Consider the following 18,056-nt stretch of genomic DNA (forward strand, 5'->3'; position numbering starts at 1 on the left):
CGGCCAACCCCGGGACGTACTTCCCAAACAGGCCCTAGTAGCCCGTCGGCGTGATGACGGTGAGTTGACGCCCGGGAGCACCTGCGCCGTCCGGTGAAGCCGCACCGGTCACGCCGCACCGGCGCGTACGATGGAGTAACGCTAATGTCCTTCCAAAGACACGTATAGTGATAATCTCGGCGCCAAGGCTTGAGCCGAAGCTTGAAGCGAAGGCGACCAGCCGAGGCATGCCCCTCGCATCGCGGGATTCGGCCGGCGCCGTTGCCGGGAGGCAATGGCTCCCTCGGTCGGCAGGACCGGCTCAATACGATGCGCGTCGGGTCGATCACCCGGCCGGCCATACCGGACGGACGGATACACCGTTCCGGCTATGGCCACAGGTCCCGCAATGGCCACAGGTCCCGCAATCTCCAGGCCTTTGGCCCCGACGGGGCCGCAGGGCCGCCGCATCCGGCGGATGATCGGACCAGGCCGCGGTTGCGGACCCGGGGCGGGCACCCGACCCGATTCCGGGCCGAGGCCCTGACCAGGCGAAGCAGCCAGCGTCTATGGCGTGTCATGAGGAGTCCGCAACCGGTCCGGATCTGCCGCGGACGGGCCGGCTGCAACGGGCCCGGAGCGGCGGGACGCCACGCGCCGTCTCCGTCCCCGTCACCGTGACGTTTCCGGTCCACCGGCGTGGGGGTGAAGAAATATCCGCGCGCCGCACTCGAGGGAGACGACGGCGCTCCGACCCGGGTTCCCCGGCAGAATTGGCTATGGTCCGCCACGCGATCTAATATCACCGAAGGCATTTCGCGCGCGGGCTCCGCGAACGCTCGACCGACAGCCGGACCAGATTTCGACCCGATATCACCGTAGCCGGGACACGGGCGCCGATCGGCGCTGGATCCACCAGCGGAAAAGGCGGGCAGAACGCCTGTCCGCTGCGTACCGACAGCCGGTCGGGACGCCGGGAAAACGATCGAGAAAACGCCCGGCCGCCCTTGACGGTGCGTGGTTGCCGGACCGGCCCGAGGGACTAGGGCAGGCCAGTCTGCCCGGACCAGATCTGATTGGTTCCGCAAAGTGCTTGCCGCCCGCGTGATCGATGCGGGAGGCTTCCAATGCGCGGCGAGGCGACGCGCGTTCCGTTCGAGACAAGCGCATGTTGACTCGACGTCATGGGGGGTTACACCGACGGAGCGCCCATCGATGTCATCGCTACTCAGGGAAGGCGAGACTCACCCAGCGCAGTATCGGAACTTCGACGTCCCGCATTTCGTGTCGGTTCGATGTACCCGCGGTCGGCCGCCAGCCGCCGGGGCCCGTCACGCCCGCACATTCCTATGACCGTGCACAGGCCGCGCCTCCTGCACGTGCGCCGAGTCAATCAAAACCGCACTCCGGGAAAACCCCCATATCCCCAGTGTAAACCCCCACTCCCAGTGGGAAAACTGCCCCTGCGAAAACCAGAAATAGGTGGAGTCTGTCATGACCGAACCCGTGCAGACCGGTACGGATGCCGGCGGCGAAGAGCCCCGGCTGAGTCTGGGCACGGCGGCCGCGCGCAATCTCGCGACGACCACCAAGTCCGTTCCGCAGATGCAGGAGATCACCTCCCGGTGGCTGCTGCGGGTACTGCCGTGGGTCCAGGCGTCCGGCGGCGTGTACCGGGTCAACCGCCGCCTGACCTAATATACTCGGGGACGGGCTCCTCACGTTCACCACCACCGGATCCGAGGTCCGGGTCGTTCCGCGCGAACTCAGCGAGCTGCCCGCCCTGCGCGGTTTCGACGGCGAGGTGCTCGACGCGCTCGCGGACCGCTTCGCCCAACGGGAGTTCGCCGCCGGGGACGTCCTGGTGGAGGGTGGTCAGGCCGCCGACCAGGTGTTCCTGATCGCGCACGGCAAGGTCGGCAGGTTCGGCCCCGGGGAGTACGGTGACGAGGTGCTGGTCGAGGAGGACCTGACCTGGGAGTTCACGGCCCGCGCACTCACCGGTACGACGGCCCTCGTCCTGTCGCGCCAGCAGTTCTCCGAGCTCGTCGACTCCTCCGACGAGCTGCGGCGTCACCTCGACGAGTACCGGACCCGACCCCAGCCCCCGAGCAACCGCCTGGGCGAAGCGGAGATTACGATCGCCGCCGGGCACGCCGGGGAACCGGACCTGCCGGGGACGTTCGTCGACTACGAGCTGGCGCCCCGCGAATACGAGCTCAGCGTCGCCCAGACCGTGCTACGCATCCACACCCGGGTGGCGGACCTCTACAACGAACCGCACAACCAGCTGGAGCACCAGATCCGGCTCACCGTCGAGGCCCTGCGCGAACGCCAGGAGCACGAACTGGTGAACAACCCCGACTTCGGGCTGCTGCACAACGCCGACCTCCGCCAGCGTATTCACACCCGGAGCGGTCCGCCTACCCCGGACGACCTCGACGAGCTACTGAGCCGCCGACGCAGCACACATTTCCTGCTCGCCCACCCGCGGACCATCGCCGCGTTCGGCCGGGAATGCACCGCCCGCGGCATCTACCCGGCCACCGTCCTCTTCCACGACCAGCACGTGCCGGCCTGGCGCGGCGTTCCCCTGCTCCCGTTGAACAAGATTCCGATCAGCAGGACCGGTACCACGTCCATCCTCGCACTGCGCACCGATGAGGAGAACCAGGGGGTGATCGGCCTGCACCACGCCGGCCTGCCGGACGAATACGAGCCCGGCCTGTCCGTGAGATTCGCAGGTATCAGCGACAAGGCCATCATCTCGTACCTGGTGACCACGTACTACTCCGCGGCGGTGCTCGTCCCCGACGCGCTCGGCATCCTGGAGAACGTCGAGATCGGTCGGTGACACCCGGCCGCGCGAGCCGCTGGGATCACCCGGAACCCGCGGAATTCTGCGGAATTACGCGAGATTACGCGGGGTTCCGGGAGGGTTCCGCTGGGCTCCGCGGCATCCCGGCCCGATCTCTCCCGGCCGCCCCGACTGTTCGCTTCTCCGCTGCCACCCCGGCAGACCCGGTACGCCTTCCCCGGGACCGATTCCCCGGGGAAGGTTCTCCGGTGCCGGATACGGATAAGGATCCGTATCCGGCCGACTTTCGGGGCCGGCCGTCCAGCCCGTGACCGAGAAAGGTTCACCAGCGGGTCATGCAGCCTTTCACGCTACCGGAGTTCTACGTGCCCTATCCGGCACGGCTCAATCCGAACCTGGAACAGGCCCGCGTGCACAGCAGGGCCTGGGCCGACGAGATGGAGATGATCGACTCTCCGCAGCACGGAACCGTGATCTGGACCGAGGCCGACTTCGACGCACACGACTACGCCCTGCTCTGCGCATACACCCATCCGGACGCCGTCGGCCGAAAACTCGATCTGGTCACCGACTGGTATGTCTGGGTGTTCTACTTCGACGACCACTTCCTGGAGCTGTACAAGCGGTCCCACGACATGGCCGGCGCCCGGGCCTACCTCGACCGTCTGCCCGCCTTCATGCCCGTCGACGGTAAGATCACCGAGACGCCGACCAACCCGGTGGAACGCGGACTCGCCGACCTGTGGACCCGGACCGTCCCGGAGCGTTCCGCCGACTGGCGGCGGCGGTTCGCGGTCAGCACCAAGAACCTACTGGACGAGTCCCTGTGGGAACTAGCCAACATCAACGCCGGCCAGCTCGCCAACCCGATTGAATACGTCGAGATGCGGCGCAAGGTCGGCGGCGCGCCCTGGTCGGCGAACCTCGTCGAGCACGCCGCCGATGCCGAGGTTCCGGCCCGGGTCGCGGCAACCCGGCCGCTGCAGGTACTGCGGGACACCTTCGCCGACGCCGTGCACCTGCGCAACGACCTGTTCTCCTACCAGCGCGAGGTCGAAGAGGAGGGCGAGCTCAGCAACGGCGTGCTCGTCATCGAACGTTTCCTCGGCTGTGGAACCCAGGAGGCCGCCGACACGGTCAACGACCTGCTCACCTCGCGGCTGCACCAGTTCGAGCACACCGCGGTCACCGAACTGCCGGCGGTCCTCGAGGAGCACGGTGTCGACCCGGGGAGCCGGCTGGAGGTCCTGGCGTACGTGAAGGGTCTGCAGGACTGGCAGTCCGGGGGCCACGAGTGGCACCTGCGCTCGAGCCGGTACATGAACCGGGCCGTGGCGCCCGGGAGCGGCGAGCTCGGCGGACTCCTCGGACTCACCGGTCTCGGTACCTCGGCGGCCCGGATCGTGCCGTCCCTCGTCACCACCGCACCGCGCCGGATCCGCTCTTTCACGCACATCCCGCACCAGATCGTCGGGCCGCTGCGCCATCCCGATTTCTGCATGCCCTTCTCGACCGGGCAGAGCCCGCATCTGGACGCCTCCCGCCGGGAGAACATCATCTGGGCCCGGGCGGTGGGGATGCTGGACCCGATTCCGGGCATCTGGGACGAACACAAACTGCGGGCGTTCGACTTCGCGCTGTGCTCGGCCGGAATCCATCCGGACGCGACCCTGCCGGAACTGAATCTGACGACGGACTGGCTCACCTGGGGGACCTACGCCGACGACTACTACCCGGTAATCTTCGGCCGCACCCGGGACATCCTCGGGGCCAAGGTGTGCAACGCCCGGCTGTCGGAGTTCATGCCGGTGGACTCCCCCGTCACCGCGGTGCCGGCCAACGCGTTGGAACGCGGTCTGGCCGACCTGTGGGCGCGCACCACCGAGACCATGTCGCCAGGCGCGCGCGAGACGTTCCGCGGCGCCGTCGAGGTTATGATCGACAGCTGGCTGTGGGAGCTGGCAAACCAGGCCCAGAATCGCATTCCCGACCCGATCGACTACATTGAGATGCGCCGGGCGACCTTCGGTTCGGATCTGACGATGAGCCTGTCCCGGCTGGCCCGGGAGCAGACCGTGCCACCCGAGATCTACCGCACCCGGCCGATCCAGGCTCTGGAGAACGCGGCCGCGGACTACGCCTGCCTCCTCAACGACGTCTTCTCCTATCAGAAGGAGATCCAGTTCGAGGGTGAGATCCACAACTGTGTCCTCGTCGTCGAGAACTTCCTCGACTGCGACCGGGAGCGTGCCCTCACGGTGGTCAACGATCTGATGACCTCCCGGATACGGCAGTTCGAGCACATCGTGGCGCACGAGCTTCCGGCGCTGTTCGACAGCTTCGCCCTGGACGCGCCGGCGCGGCAGGCGCTGCTGGGCTATGCGCGGGAACTCCAGAACTGGCTGGCCGGGATCCTCCGCTGGCATGAGGGCACGCATCGGTACGAGGAGTCCGAACTGCGGTACCACCCGACGGCGGGAGTACGGCTCTTCGGCGGCCCCACGGGGCTGGGCACCTCGGCCGCCCACGTCCGGCCGCGGCGGCCGTGACGGCCGCCGCGGCCGGCGATAGTGAAATGTAGTCAGCTCGCATGCCTGGTTGGCGGTCGGACCGGCTGACGGCCGACGGGGAACACGACGGTCGGGAACATCGTGTCGGGCAGGCGCAGCAACTCGGCGAGGGCCTGGTCGTCGAAGGCCGTCACGGCGCATCCGGCCAGCCCGAGTGCGGCCGCGACCAGGTAGAGGTTCTGCACGGCGATTCCCGCGTCGAGGTGCAGGGTGCGGTAATGGCGTGCCGGGTACTTCACGAGAGTCGTGTCAAGCCGGGCGACTACGACGACCGCCATGGGCGCCCGTTCGGCGAACTCGGGTTGGACCAGCACCGAACGCAACGCCGCCACCGGCTCGCCGGACCACAACGTCTGCAGACAGTGGTCCTCGGCGTCGTACCGGAACACGCCGCCGGACAGTTGCGCACTGCGCGCAATGACGAGATAGATGGACAGTGAATGCAGGCCACCTGCCGACGGCGCCATCCACATCCGGTGCTGACTGCCGTCGGGCAATCGGACATCCCGCTGCGGACCAACCGCCCAGCGTAGGAGCGAGGAGACATTCTCGGCGGTCGGCGCCTCGGCATCGAACCGGTACCAGGACCTGCGTGCCGCGAGCACCTGGCCGAACTCGACCGGCAGGTCCGCGCGCGGTGCCGGCAGCGGAATCCGGCTGGTGGCGGCGCGCAGTCCGTCGAGCACCACCTGCCGGGTCGGCGGACCATTGAGGACCTGTTGGGCCCGCCGGATACGCTCCAGCGCGGTGACGTCCTCGGCCACACTCGTCCTTTCGGTTACGTCGCTAATGCACTAATGCGGTAGCGGGAGGTCGCGCCGGGTGGTGCCCGCCGCGGCGAGTTGCCTGGCCAGCCGGGCGCCGCCGAGGAACGGAAGGCCGACGGAGGTGTTCGAGTACAGGCCGGGGGCCAAGGTGTGCACGACCCGCATGCCGGTGGGGCGCACGTCTTCGGTGGTGACGTCGACCGATGTCACCGGGTGGCCGGCGCCGGCGAGCGTGCGCGCGAGCACCATCGGGTCGTCGACTCCGGCGTGCCGGGCGTCCCGGTCGAGGGTCTCCCAGCCGATCGTGCCGGTGAGGGTCTCGGCGAGTTCGGCCTCCAGCCGGTCCTGCAGGCGAGGGTCGAGGAAGAGCTGGAGGTGGGTGCAGTACTCGACGACATCTGCCAGGTCGTCTCGGCAGTCGTCGAGGTACCGCCGGTCAGCTCGCCACGGCTTGAGGGGGCTGTGCGGGTTGCGTGCGGCGCGCATGTAGGGGCCGTCGGGGTCATCGAGGTCGGCGACGAACATCTGCAGCTGGAAGGCTTCGGCAAGGGCCTTGCGCAGCGCCGGCGTGGTGGTGGTCCGGCACGCTGCTCCCATGGTCAGGTAGCCGGTCGCCGTGTCGTGCACCAGTGCGCCGGCGACGACGAGGCCGAACTCGTTCGGGAATTCGACGAACCGGGTCGTCATGCTTCCGTGCGCGCCCGTGGCAAGCTGCGCGATCCAGGGGGGCGGGGTAATGGCCCGCAACGGCCGGCGGCCGTGCCAGGCCATGGTCAGCGTGTCACGTTCGATCATCTGGCAGATCGCCGACCATTGCGCCGAGCGCTGGTCCATACCGGCGGCCAGGCCGGCGCTGAGGACCGGGCTGAGGTAGGGGAACCCGCGGGCCTGGGCCTGGTGGGCGTAGGACACCCAGACGAGCTGCGCGGGTACCCAGACGGGGGTGCCAGCAAGCAGGTCAGTGCCGGGTGTCCACTCCAGCTCGAGATCCTCGCGGTACTCGGTGAACGGGAAGTAGGGCCCGGCGTACTGGGCGGGTGAGTACAGCACCACCGAGCGCGGGTCGAGCACGGTGGCGCGGTCCGCCGTGAGCTCTTTGTGGGTGGCGCGGCGCAGTCCGGCGGGGACGAGGTTCCCGCAGTAGCGTTCGACGGCCTCGCCGACGGCGGGCCCGAGGGCGGCGTCGTCGTCGAGCAGGGCGTAGCCGGCTCCGGCGAAGTCACTGGCCCAGGCGGAGAACCTGGTGGTGTCGGAGAGGACGGCGGTGTACATGGTGAATTCGGGCGGCAGGGTGGCGGGAATGGTGTTGCGTTCGATCCGGCGGATGATCCCGGATCGGGGGTCGAGGATCGCGGCGAGGTCCATGGGTGCGCCTCAGACGTGCGGGATCGGGTACGGATAAAGGGTGTCTTCGGTGAGCTTTCCGGCAGCCAGGCCCAGCTGGGCGGGTACGTCGTAGAGCCGCTCGCCGCCGAGGAACGGGAAGGCCGCGGGCGGGTTGCCGTAGAGCCCGGGGACGATGACCCGCACGACGGTGAGGCCGGCCGCCCGCACGTCCGGGGTGGTGACGTCCACTGACACGGCGGGCAGGCCCTGCGTCGCGAGCATGTCGAGATAGCGCCGGCGGGCTGTGTCCCCGTTGATGTCCCCGTTGGCGTCCCTGTTGACGTCCCTGTTGACGTCCCCGTCGGCCCGGGGGATGTCGGCGAGCCGGGTGGTGCGGGTGTCGTCGCGGAGCCGGTCGAGGGGCCGGCCCTGCATCCGCGGATCCAGGTAGAGCTGGGCGACCGCGGGCAGGTCGACGAGGTCGCGGAAATCCGGCCGGATGTCATCCGCGTACCGCCGGTCGGCGCGGTAGGGCAGGTAGGTGTGCGGGGGTATCTCGCCGCGGGCGACGGCTCGCCAGTGCGCGCTGTCACCGTCCGCGAGCTCGGCGGTCAGTTCCAGCATGGCGAAGGCTTCGACGAGCGCCTTCGTCGCCGCTTCCCGCGGGCCCGCCCGGCAGGCCGTGCCGTATGCGATCAGCCCCCGTCTCGGTTCTTCAAGGAAGGCGGCGAGCACCGGAACCGGGAACTGGCTTGGCACCTGGAATAACCGGATGGTGCGACCGGTGCCCTCTCCGTGGGCGATGTCGTACCGGTCGAGGAGCTCAGCCGCATCGGCGACGGCCCAGCCTGCGGCGCCGCTGGCCCACCAGATGGTGTTCGCGTCGCGTTCGAAGAGCTCTTCCAACGCGAAACGCTCGGCGTGCTCACGGTTCTCGCCAGTGGCGATGCCGGCATACAGCATGGCGTGGGTGGTCACCTCGTCGGCGTGCGCGCCGCGGAAGTAGTTCAGGTAGGCCATCGACGCGGGCACCAGCACCGGATCCCCGGCGTACAGGTCGCGGCCGGGCACCCAGGCCACCGGTGTCTGGCGGGTGAAGGGCCGGAAGGGGAACCCGCGGGCGCGGTACTGCCGGTCGGAGTAGAGCGCCAGGGTCGCCGGGTCGAGGGCCGGCCGCCCAGCCCTGGCGAGATCGTCGTAGCAGGCGATCTCCAGGGCGTCGGGCACGGCGTTGCCGCAGTACCGTTCCATGGCCTCCCCGACCGCGGCACGGCGCGCCCGGTCGTGATCGCCCAGAGCGGCACCGAAGCCGAACCGCTCGGCCGACCAGGTGGCGAACGCACGGGTGTCGGCGGCACGGGCGCTCCAGCCGACCCAGCAGCGCGGCATGGCGGGGCTCGGCTGGTAGGGGACAATCTGGGTGAGGACGCCGAGCCGGCGGTCGACGAGACGCCGTTCGGCCGGCGCGGGGGTGGTTGATCTCACGGGTGCTCCAGCACGGGCAGGTCAACCCGGCAGCCGCGGGTTGGACCGGTGTGGATGGTCTGGGTGGCGGTCCGGGTGGCGCTGGTGGTGTACCGGTCCTGGCCGGTGTTGGGGGTGCGGGCCAGCCGCGGGAAGTCGCTGCTGGTGACCTGCAGCTCTAGCCGGCTGCCGGGGTGGAGCAGCAGAGCCGTGGCGTCGAGCGGGATCGACACCGTGGCCGCGCCGGGCCCGACGGCAGCGGCGCCGCTGGTGACCTCCAAGGCCCGGCCGTCACCGAGCCGCTCCACCAGCCGGACTATCCAGTCGGTGCCGGGGCCCGTGGTGTCCGCGGCCATCGTGACGGTGGGTGCGCCGACGATGGCGGTCGGCGTCGTCAGTGGCGGGGTCCGGAATGCCACGGCGTCGGCGCGGGCGTCCAGGGAGGCACGGTCGCAGTCCCGCGGGAGGCTGGGGAAGGGGGCGAGCGGGTCGTAGGTGAACCGGTGCTCGGCGGGCCGCTCGGGCGGGTTCGGCAGGAGTGACCCGTCAGCGCTGGCCTGCAGGCCCAGGGTGGCGGTGGGCGCCGGCCACCGGTCCAGCCAGCGTCCGCCCTCGACGAGGAACACCTTGGTGATCGACGCGTCCCGGCCGGCCAGCACGTCAAGGATCCACGCGACCTGGAGGCGTCCCAGCGGCAGTTGCGAGGCGGGCCCGTGCTCCCGCCCACCCGCCGAGCTGGAAGCGGGGGTCGACAGCTCGTGCCCCCACGGCCCGATCACCAGGCCCCGGGCGGGCCTGTTCGGAGCGCGGTCGCGGCCCGCGGTTTCCCATTGCCACAGCGTCTGCGGCAGGAAGAGGTCGTACCAGCCGCCGATATGCAGGGACGGCAGCGAGCAGCGGGCCAGTTCCTGCGTGCTGATGCCCGCCCCGAGGTCGTCGCCCGTACGGTCGTGCGGTGCCGGGCCGTCGCCGGTCGTCGACGGAGCCGGGGCTGACAGAGCCGGGCCTGACAGAGCCGGGACTATGGCGCTCCACCAGCGTGGCACCCGTGCCCAGAGGCGCCGGCCGAGGTCAGCGACCGGCAGGTGCCGCAGCAGGTCCGGCTCGCAGCCCAGCATCTGCGCGGACAGCCCGTTCCTGCTGGTGCGGCTCTCGGCGTGCTCGGTCCACCATCCGGCGTACTCGGCCAGCCGCAGGATCCCCGACGGGTCCACGTTGGCGGGCCGCAGACCCGCGGCGGGTACCTCGCTGATCACTGCGCGCACGAGCTCGGGCACGGTGACGGCGGCTGCCCACGCGGTGAACGAGCCGTAGGAGGCTCCGGCGAGGATCACGTTCCCGTCGCACCAGGGCTGGCGGTGGACCCATTCGACCAACGCCCGGCCATCGGCGCGCTCCCCTTGATACGGGGTCCAGGTCCCGTCCGACCCGTAGCGCCCCCGCACGTCCTGGGCGACGTAGGCCAGTCCGTTCCGCGCCCACCCGACGCCGTTTGCCAGCAGCGAACCGCGACCGTACGGGGTGCGAGTGACCACCGCCGGGGCGGGTAGCCGGTCGGGACGGTAGACGTCGGTCGCCAGCAGGACGCCGTCCGCCGCCGGCACGGCCTGGTTCGCGTCGATGGCGTGCATGCCCCGGCGCCTATACTGGGTTGACCGCGAGGTTGGGAAGAGGAAGCACCGGATGCCGGCTGATCGACGCCGTGGTCAGGTCGACGACGAGCTGGTGCCCCTCGCTGGGAACGGCGCTTCCCGCCGCCAGCGCCCGCAGGTCGGCGGCGAGCAGCCCCGCCAGCACCGCAGTGGCTGCCGGGGTGAACGGGGCCGGCGGCTTGACCGCGTCGGAATCGAGGTAGGCCCAGTGGGCGATCAGCTCGTCGGGGAGAGCGGCCGCGGCGAGCCGACGTCCTCTGGTGTCCTGGTAGCACGCCGTACGGCCCGGCATTGACAAGGGTCCCACAACGAACGTGTCGCCCTCGGCGTAGCAGCCGTGCCATGGGGTGTGGTGCGCCGCGCACCACTGGTCGAGCCGGCACCAGTGCGAGTCCGGCAGCCACCGGGCGCAGCTGACGACGACGTCCGAGCCGGCGACCGCGGCCTCGTCCGCCGGGCCCACGGTGCACTCGACGTCCTCGAGGAGGTCGCCCAGGAGTTCGGTGAGCTTCCCGACGACCGGACTGTCGCCGTCAAGGCGCACCTTCCAGCCAGCCGGAACGGTCCCCACACGCCCCGGGCCGACGAACACGCCGCGATCGGTGAGCGCGGCGGTCATGCGCTCGACGGCGGGTCGGTCCACATCGGGCAGGGGCAGCTGGGTGGCTCCGGCCGCGACGTCCCGCACGAGGGCAAGCAGGCGGTCCTCGCCGCCAATTCGGACGAAGACGTCCCCGGGGGCGCTGTAACGCCAACTCCCGTCGGCGGCCCGGTAGAGATGGTGGCCAGGAGCGAACACGTCGGCTTTCCTCATCCGGTGTGTCGCGGTCGTGGTGGTCTGGTGATGGTGGACTGGTCGCGGCCGTGGTCAGCAGGGGTCATGGCCGACACGGGCCGCGCGGGCCGGGATGAACCCGGTGGAGACCGTGACCGTCGGGGCCGTCCGGGAACTGACGGCACCGGCGGTCACGGCTTGCGCTGGCTCACCAAGGTGCACTCGGTGCCCTCAGTGAACCGGGGGCACTACTCCTCGTCGTCCCACGCGAACGGGCTCTGGACGAGCGCGTGCGTGGTCGGGTCCTGCGGGGCAGCGAGGACCGGCGCCTCGGCCAGCTCCTCGAACGAGATCTCCGCCATGCTTCACCTCCTTCGCAATAAAACGGTTTTCATTTTCAACAGGAACACTAGCACGAGTGGCGTGGGGATGGGCCGATATCCACACATCAGCCGGGCGGCTCATTCGGGGGCTCATTCGGCGGCTGTCACCGCCCGGACCTCGGCGTCCGGCCCACCGGGCCCGGCCTGCGGCGGGTTGGCCGGTACCTCGTCGGCCCTGATCAGGTCCTGAAGCCTGCCGGTGTGGCCGAGGCCTGCCATCAGGCCCGCTACCAGCGCCAGGCCGACCTCGGCCGAGGCGGTCAGCAGAGCGGCCCGGGTGCCCCAGGCATCGGCGAGGATGCCGGCGAGCACGGCACCCAGCGGCGTCCCGCCCCAGGCGATCATCCTCGCGGTGGTGTTGACCCGGGCCTGCAGGCGTAGGGGGGTGACGGCTTGCCGGACGACGATGCCGTTGAGGATGACCAGGGAGGTGCTGGCCTGCCAGAGCAGCAGGATGCCCATCCCTGGCAGCCACGCCGTGTTCAGCGACCAGCCGATCAGGGCGAGCGTGCTGGCTCCGAACGCACCGAGTGTGATCGTTCCGGTGGGGACGTGTCGGTGCACGCGGCTGAGCAGCTGGCTGACGATCAGCGTTCCGAGCGCGGCGGCGACGTAGAGGAGACCGATCCGCGGGTCGTCGTCGGGAAGGCCGAACTGCCGTACCGCGACGACGACGACCAGGCCGGTGACCGCGCCCCCGGACAGGCTGCTGCCGGCCCCGAGCAGGGTCAGAGTCCGGATGAGGCGATGCCCCCGGATGTAGCGCAGGCCCTCGGCGATGTCGCGACGGGTCCGGCTCACCCGGCTGCCAGCCGGCCCGCTCCGGTCGGCCCCGCTCCGGTCGGCCCCGCTCCGGTCGGCCCCGCTCCGGTCGGCCCCGCTCCGGTCGGCGGCGGCCGGCACGGCCCAGCGCACCCGGGAGAGCAGGATGGCACCGACCAGGTAGCTGAGCGCATCGAGGGCGAGCACATTGGCTGCGCCCACCGTGGCCGCGGCCACCCCGCCGACGGCCGGCCCGACCAGGTTGACAACGGTGCTCACCGACACCATCGCCCCGGTCGCCGCGGCCACCGCGTCCCGTCCCACGATCGCCGGGACTGCGCCGAAGCTGGCCGCATCGAAGAACACGAAGACCGAGGCAACAAGCACCGCGGAGATCAGCAGATGGGGTGTGGTGAGGACACCGGCCCAGTGGGCCACGGGGATGCTGGCCATCGTCAGGCCGCTGAGGCAACTGGTGACCACCATCGTGCGCCGGTGATCCCAGCGGTCGACCAGGGCACCGGCGGGCAGTCCGAGCACGAGGTAGGGCACCGCTTCGAGACCGACCAGCACGCCCGCGAGCGTGCCGCTCCCGGTGCGCTGGAAAAGCAGCACCGGGAGCGCGACGAGCGTCATCGCCGAACCCGCCCAGGAGACAGCCCGGCTCGCCAGGAAAAGCCGGAAGGCGGGTACCGTACTCATCTCAGGTTGTTACTCATCTCAGGTTGTCCCACATTTTTGGGTCTGCGGCTCAGGCGTGCAGCGCGGCGGCCAGCTTTGTCACGCCTTCCACGCCGGCGAGGTTGGCCGAGTCCGACTGCGGGAGGAAGAACATCCGGTTGTTGCGGACTGCCGCCACGGTCGGGAGCCGGGAGGTGAGGAACTTGCGGGCCTCGGCCTCGGCCTCGGTTTCGCTGCCGCTGAGCAGATAGACGAGGGTGCCGGGATTCTTGCTGATGAGGTCCTCCACCGACAGCTCACTGAAGTATTTGCCCTTGGGCAGGGTGCCCGCGTAGATGTTCCGCACCCCGGCGAGCCGCGCGATGTCGGTGTAGACGCCGTCGTAGGTGTAGACGGTTCCCTGGTAGGTGGCGACCATCGCGACCGGGACGGGGTCCCTGCCCTGGATCTTCGTCGCGACCTGGCGGAGCCGTTCGTTGATGTCGGCCTGGACCTGCCTGGCCCGGTCCGGAATGCCGAAGATCGTGCCGAGCGCGGTCAGGTCGGTGTCGACGTCACGGACCGTCGCCTTAGTGGCGTCGTCGGTGCAGAACCCGCTGAGAATCATCACCTGGGTGCCCTGGGCCGCCAGCTCGGCGATCGTGGGGAGCTGCCGGCCGTCAAACAGATAGCTGCCATCCGCCCAGATCAGGTCGGGCCGGGCGGCGAGCAGCGCCTCTCGGGTCGGTGCGCCGGTACCGAGGACGGGTAGCTTCGCCTCCACACTGGCGTACTTCGCCGCCGGTGTGCCGCTGCTGGTGTTGTACTGGCCGACGATCCGGTCCGTCAGGCCCAGTTCGATGAGGAGCTCGGTACTGGTGGTCCACCCGGAGACGACCCGCGCCGGGGCCTTGTCGAAGTGCAGGGTCCGGCCGCAGTTCGCCACCTCAACGGGATAGCGGGTACCGGCCGCGCTCGCACTGCCCACGCCGGTGGTCGAACCGGACCCGCAGCCGGTGAGACCGGCGGTAACAACGAGCAGGGCGGCGACCGCGACGCCGGCGCCGAGTTTCTTCATCGGGTTCTGTTTCCTTCCATTGCTTCATCGGGTCATTGCTTTATCGGGATTTCCGCGCCAGCTACCACCGGGGCCGGCTCGTCTGTTCCGGGCAGGCTGGAGGAAGACGGGCTGGGGAAGGGAAGACTGGAGAAGGCGAGGTGGAGGCGGCCGGTCACCGGGTGGACGCTCCGGTCGGCGCGCACCCCGAACACGCGGCCGATGAGGTCGGCGGTCAGGACGTCCTCCGGTTTTCCCGAACAGATCACCGTGCCGTTGTGCAGGACATAGAGCCGGTCGCAGAAGGCCGCCGCGAGGTTGAGGTCATGTAACGCGGCGAGCACGGTGATCCCGAGTGAGCGCACCAACTCCAGCAGGCTCAGCTGGGTGCTGATATCCAGATGGTTGGTCGGCTCGTCCAGAATCAGCACCGACGGTGCCTGCACGAGGGCGCGCGCCAGCAGGACCCGCTGCTTCTCGCCGCCGGACAGCGACGCGAACGCCCGCCCGGCGTGCGCGGCCATGCCCACAGTGTCGAGTGCGGCCGAGATGATCTCATGATCCCCGGCCGAGATCGGGCTCCACGCGCTCTGGTGGGGGGTCCGCCCGGTCGCGACCACCTCAAGGACGGTGAAGTCGAAGCCATCGGGGCTTTCCTGCGCCAGGGCCGCGACCCGCCGCGCCGACTGGCGCGGGGTGAGGTCCCTGACCAGGTCCGTCCCGTCGAGCAGCACCGCACCGGACGTCGGCCGCACCGCCCGGTAGACCGTCTTCAGCACGGTCGACTTCCCGCTGCCGTTCGGACCGACCAGGCCGACGAAGGCGCCGGGGGGGCAGTCGACCGTCAAGTCGTACACGATCTGTACCCCGTCGGCGACGACACCCAGACCTTCCAGGCGAAGGCCCGTCACGAGGCACCACTCGCCCGTCCCGACCGGCGCAGCAGTACGAGGAAGAAGGGCACCCCGGCGACCGCGGTGATAATGCTCAACGGCAGCTCCAACGGCCGGGCCACGACCCGGCCGAGGAGATCGGCCAGCACGAGGAACGTTCCGCCCAGCAGCGCCGTCACCGGGAGCAGCCGCCGGTGGTCCGACCCGATGAGCATCCGGACGCAGTGCGGCGCGATGAGGCCGACGAACGCGACACCGCCGGCAACGGAGATGACGGACGCTGTCAGAGCGGCGGTGACGATCAGCAGCTGGGTCCGCAGCCGGCTGACCGGGATACCCAGCGAGGCGGCGGCCTCATCGCCGAGCAGCAAGGCATTCAACGACCGGGCCTGCGCCAGCAGCCACAGCGTCGCGGCCACGACGATGCACGCGGGCAGCCCCAATGTGTCCCACTCGGCCCCCGACACCGTTCCCAGCAGCCAGACCAGCACCGCGGCGAGCTGGTTCGAACCGACCCGCAACTGCAGGTAGCTGGTGCCAGCCTGGAACAGATAGGTCAGCGCCACCCCCGCGAGCAGCAGCCGCTGCGGGTCCAGGTAACCGCGCCTACGCCCTAACGCGATCACGAGAGCCAGGGTGAGAACGGCACCGATGAACGCCGCCCCCGACACCCCCACCGCCGCGGCAAGCCCCGACGACGAGACCACCTCCCAGGGTGAGGACAGCGACCGCGGCGACGGAGGCCCCCGAGGACACGCCCAGCACATACGGATCGGCGAGGGGGTTGCGCACCACCGCCTGCAGCACGGCTCCGGCCACGGCCAGGCCCGCACCCAGCACGAACGCCAGCAACACCCGCGGCGTCCGCACCTGCCAGATAATCTGATCGTTGATCATCGAGGACTGAGCACCGTTGCCGGTCAGATGAGCCACGACGCTGGACCACACCTCGCCGGGAGGCACCGATACCGAACCCACGCCGATCGCTGCCCCAACAACAATCGGCGTCGCCAGCACCAGGGCGAGCAGAGTGATCAGGAACCTGCCGCGCGCGCTGCGCGCCGCCCGCGGCAGCACGGCGCCGGCAGTGACCGCGGGCATCCCGCGGGCGGGTCGGAGCGCCGCCACCGCCCGCAGCCGTACCGCGTCCGCGGCACCCACCGATGGCGTCGGCGTGGCACGTACCGACATAGGTTGATCGATGGACAGCGGATGCCCGCGTTGACTCAAACGAAACGAAAATCGTTTTCGTTTCGTTTGAGCAAGCTAACAGCCCTGCGCAGGCTCCGTCAACGGTTCTGTAGGGGTAGGACAGGCCCTCCGCTCGTCGTGGTCGGGTGGTCACCGTCATCCGGCGACTACTCGACCGGGATCATTCCTCCGCTCTGCCGCTGCCACAGCCGGTGGTAGCGCCCCCGCCGCTCGAGCAGCTCGTGATGGGACCCCTGCTCCACGACGCGGCCGTCGTCGAGGACGACGATGCGGTCCATGTGCAGCAGGGTCGACAGCCGGTGCGCGACGGCGATCACCGTCTTGTCTCGCCACAGGTCCTCGAGTGCGTTCTGGACGAGTACCTCGCTCTCGCTGTCCAGTGCGCTCGTCGCCTCGTCCAGAATGAGCATGGGTTTGTCGTCCAGGAAGGCGCGGGCAATGGCGATCCGCTGCCGTTGCCCGGTCGAGAGTTTGATGCCGCGTTCCCCGACGACGGTGTCGTAACCGTCGGGCGCCCGCGAGATGAAGCTGTGCGCGTGGGCCCGCAGCGCCGCAGCCTCCACCTGCGCCTGGGTCACCGGGCCCGCGGTGCCGTAGACGATGTTGTCCCGGATGGACCGGTGGAAGAGGGTGGTGTCCTGCGGAACGTAGGAGATGCCCCGGGCGAGCTGGCGGTTGGGCACCGGAACACCGTCCACGGCGACCATGCCCGGCGGGAGCGGGTAGTAGCCCAGCAACAGCTTGATGAACGTCGTCTTGCCGCTTCCGCTGCGACCCACGATGCCGATCTTCTCGCCCCGCTCGATGGCCAGGTCGATGCCCGCGAGCACGAGGTTCCGGTCGTTCTCGGGATAGGCGAACGACAGGCCCTGGAACTGCAGCCGACCGGAAACTACGGGAAGAACCGCGGGACGGCCCGAACCGGCTGAACCGGCTGAATTATCCGGACCAGCCGAATTATCCGGACTGGCCGACAGGATGTCCCGACCAGCGAAGAGCTAGTGGTAGGCCTCCTCGATTCGGGCGAGCCGGAGATTAAGCTGCGCGATCTCCCACACCGTCCCCCAGATAAAGTCGGAGAAGAGGACCAGCGCGGAGAGAAAGGTCGTGAACTGGGCCAGGCTCATCTCACCGCGGAGGAACAGATGCAGGTTGAGGACGATCGACACCGGCCAGACGAGATACCGGACCACGAGGCTCATCGAGGTTCCAGAACACAATGCTCCAGAAGGACGAGCGATACGCGGCGGCGATGACCCGGCGACGACGCCGGCGGACCCGCTCGTACTCAGCCTCCTCCTGGAGGAACGACTTCACACTCACGAAGTTCGAGATGACGTCGATCACGTAACCGTCCATCTCCGAGACCTCGTCCGCGAGCCGCTTCTCCGCGCGGGCCGAACGACTGACGGTGTGCCTGCCGACAAGAAGCATAATCGCGACGGAACCCAGGAAGGTCAGGCCCGAGTAGAGGTTCACCGAGAACATGATCATTATGATCGCCGGAACCTTGACCAACTGTTCGACGTACGTGAAGCACGCCGTCTCGAGGATCTCTCGGAACTCGCGGCCGAGCGTGCTCACATAGCTGCTGATCTTTCCGGTGAACTTGCCGACGAAGTATGGGTACCGCTCGTTTATGACATTTCCAAAGAGAATGTTCTCGTATTCGTAGCCCCGGTGGTTGAGCAGCCGGAGATACAGCACCTCGGCACCACGCCAGGTCAGGTCATGGCCG

15 protein-coding genes and 1 pseudogene are annotated in these 18,056 nt (G+C 69.4%); 2 read left to right on the plus strand and 14 right to left on the minus strand.

Features of this window, described 5'->3' with window-relative positions; genetic code table 11:
• Window positions 1-1,473 precede the first annotated feature (1,473 nt).
• Together AC08OU_RS12055 and AC08OU_RS12060 are read left to right on the plus strand one after the other, a co-directional pair.
• A pseudogene (locus AC08OU_RS12055) lies at window positions 1,474-2,833 on the plus strand (family 2B encapsulin nanocompartment shell protein).
• A 299-nt stretch (window positions 2,834-3,132) separates the two neighbouring features.
• On the plus strand, window positions 3,133-5,346 hold the full coding sequence (locus AC08OU_RS12060) for a family 2 encapsulin nanocompartment cargo protein terpene cyclase (protein ID WP_476599953.1): 2,214 nt from the start codon (window positions 3,133-3,135) through the stop codon (window positions 5,344-5,346).
• Between the two features lie 32 nt (window positions 5,347-5,378).
• Here AC08OU_RS12060 and AC08OU_RS12065 read toward each other — a convergent pair whose 3' ends face one another.
• The 14 genes from AC08OU_RS12065 to AC08OU_RS12130 all read right to left on the minus strand — a co-directional run.
• Window positions 5,379-6,131 (minus strand): SagB family peptide dehydrogenase, encoded by a 753-nt coding sequence (locus AC08OU_RS12065; RefSeq protein ID WP_476599951.1) that lies wholly within the window; start codon window positions 6,129-6,131, stop codon window positions 5,379-5,381.
• Window positions 6,132-6,161: 30 nt separating this feature from the next.
• Window positions 6,162-7,499 (minus strand): YcaO-like family protein, encoded by a 1,338-nt coding sequence (locus tag AC08OU_RS12070; protein WP_476599949.1) that lies wholly within the window; start codon window positions 7,497-7,499, stop codon window positions 6,162-6,164.
• A gap of 9 nt (window positions 7,500-7,508) precedes the next feature.
• A complete protein-coding gene (locus AC08OU_RS12075; RefSeq protein WP_476599947.1) occupies window positions 7,509-8,945 on the minus strand; it encodes a YcaO-like family protein in 1,437 nt (478 codons plus the stop codon).
• Entirely contained in the window at window positions 8,942-10,555 is a 1,614-nt protein-coding gene (locus AC08OU_RS12080; RefSeq protein WP_476599945.1) for a CocE/NonD family hydrolase, read from the minus strand. The genes AC08OU_RS12075 and AC08OU_RS12080 overlap by 4 nt, the downstream gene beginning before the upstream one ends.
• Before the next feature lie 10 nt (window positions 10,556-10,565).
• Window positions 10,566-11,375, minus strand: coding sequence for a TOMM precursor leader peptide-binding protein (locus AC08OU_RS12085; RefSeq protein ID WP_476599943.1), 810 nt, complete (start codon window positions 11,373-11,375; stop codon window positions 10,566-10,568).
• A gap of 224 nt (window positions 11,376-11,599) precedes the next feature.
• Entirely contained in the window at window positions 11,600-11,713 is a 114-nt protein-coding gene (locus AC08OU_RS12090; RefSeq protein WP_023840694.1) for a streptamidine-related RiPP repeat protein, read from the minus strand.
• 111 nt (window positions 11,714-11,824) lie between these two features.
• On the minus strand, window positions 11,825-13,198 hold the full coding sequence (locus AC08OU_RS12095) for an MFS transporter (RefSeq protein ID WP_476604901.1): 1,374 nt from the start codon (window positions 13,196-13,198) through the stop codon (window positions 11,825-11,827).
• A gap of 49 nt (window positions 13,199-13,247) precedes the next feature.
• Window positions 13,248-14,234, minus strand: coding sequence for an ABC transporter substrate-binding protein (locus AC08OU_RS12100; protein ID WP_476599939.1), 987 nt, complete (start codon window positions 14,232-14,234; stop codon window positions 13,248-13,250).
• A gap of 32 nt (window positions 14,235-14,266) precedes the next feature.
• On the minus strand, window positions 14,267-15,124 hold the full coding sequence (locus tag AC08OU_RS12105; RefSeq protein WP_476599937.1) for an ABC transporter ATP-binding protein: 858 nt from the start codon (window positions 15,122-15,124) through the stop codon (window positions 14,267-14,269).
• Window positions 15,121-15,813, minus strand: coding sequence for a FecCD family ABC transporter permease (locus AC08OU_RS12110; protein ID WP_476604902.1), 693 nt, complete (start codon window positions 15,811-15,813; stop codon window positions 15,121-15,123). Before AC08OU_RS12110 ends, AC08OU_RS12105 begins: the two co-directional genes overlap by 4 nt.
• On the minus strand, window positions 15,713-16,297 hold the full coding sequence (locus AC08OU_RS12115) for an iron chelate uptake ABC transporter family permease subunit (protein WP_476599933.1): 585 nt from the start codon (window positions 16,295-16,297) through the stop codon (window positions 15,713-15,715). Before AC08OU_RS12115 ends, AC08OU_RS12110 begins: the two co-directional genes overlap by 101 nt.
• A gap of 167 nt (window positions 16,298-16,464) precedes the next feature.
• Window positions 16,465-17,148, minus strand: a complete 684-nt coding sequence (locus AC08OU_RS12120; protein ID WP_476604903.1) for an ABC transporter ATP-binding protein — start codon at window positions 17,146-17,148, stop codon at window positions 16,465-16,467.
• A 168-nt stretch (window positions 17,149-17,316) separates the two neighbouring features.
• Window positions 17,317-17,445, minus strand: a complete 129-nt coding sequence (locus tag AC08OU_RS12125; RefSeq protein ID WP_476604904.1) for a hypothetical protein — start codon at window positions 17,443-17,445, stop codon at window positions 17,317-17,319.
• Between the two features lies 1 nt (window position 17,446).
• Window positions 17,447-18,056: ABC transporter transmembrane domain-containing protein (locus AC08OU_RS12130; RefSeq protein ID WP_476604905.1), on the minus strand; the 610-nt coding region annotated here is incomplete at its 5' end.

It is taken from the genome of Frankia sp. CcMO1, assembly GCF_977945845.1.

Bases quoted from the DNA above. Each gene is read 5' to 3' on its own strand.
- AC08OU_RS12125 (WP_476604904.1), bottom strand. From the start codon at position 17,445: ATGAGCCTGGCCCAGTTCACGACCTTTCTCTCCGCGCTGGTCCTCTTC.
- AC08OU_RS12095 (WP_476604901.1), bottom strand. From the start codon at position 13,198: ATGAGTACGGTACCCGCCTTCCGGCTTTTCCTGGCGAGCCGGGCTGTC.
- AC08OU_RS12060 (WP_476599953.1), top strand. From the start codon at position 3,133: ATGCAGCCTTTCACGCTACCGGAGTTCTACGTGCCCTATCCGGCACGG.
- AC08OU_RS12100 (WP_476599939.1), bottom strand. From the start codon at position 14,234: ATGAAGAAACTCGGCGCCGGCGTCGCGGTCGCCGCCCTGCTCGTTGTT.
- AC08OU_RS12080 (WP_476599945.1), bottom strand. From the start codon at position 10,555: ATGCACGCCATCGACGCGAACCAGGCCGTGCCGGCGGCGGACGGCGTC.
- AC08OU_RS12090 (WP_023840694.1), bottom strand. From the start codon at position 11,713: ATGGCGGAGATCTCGTTCGAGGAGCTGGCCGAGGCGCCGGTCCTCGCT.
- AC08OU_RS12070 (WP_476599949.1), bottom strand. From the start codon at position 7,499: ATGGACCTCGCCGCGATCCTCGACCCCCGATCCGGGATCATCCGCCGG.
- AC08OU_RS12115 (WP_476599933.1), bottom strand. From the start codon at position 16,297: ATGTCGGTACGTGCCACGCCGACGCCATCGGTGGGTGCCGCGGACGCG.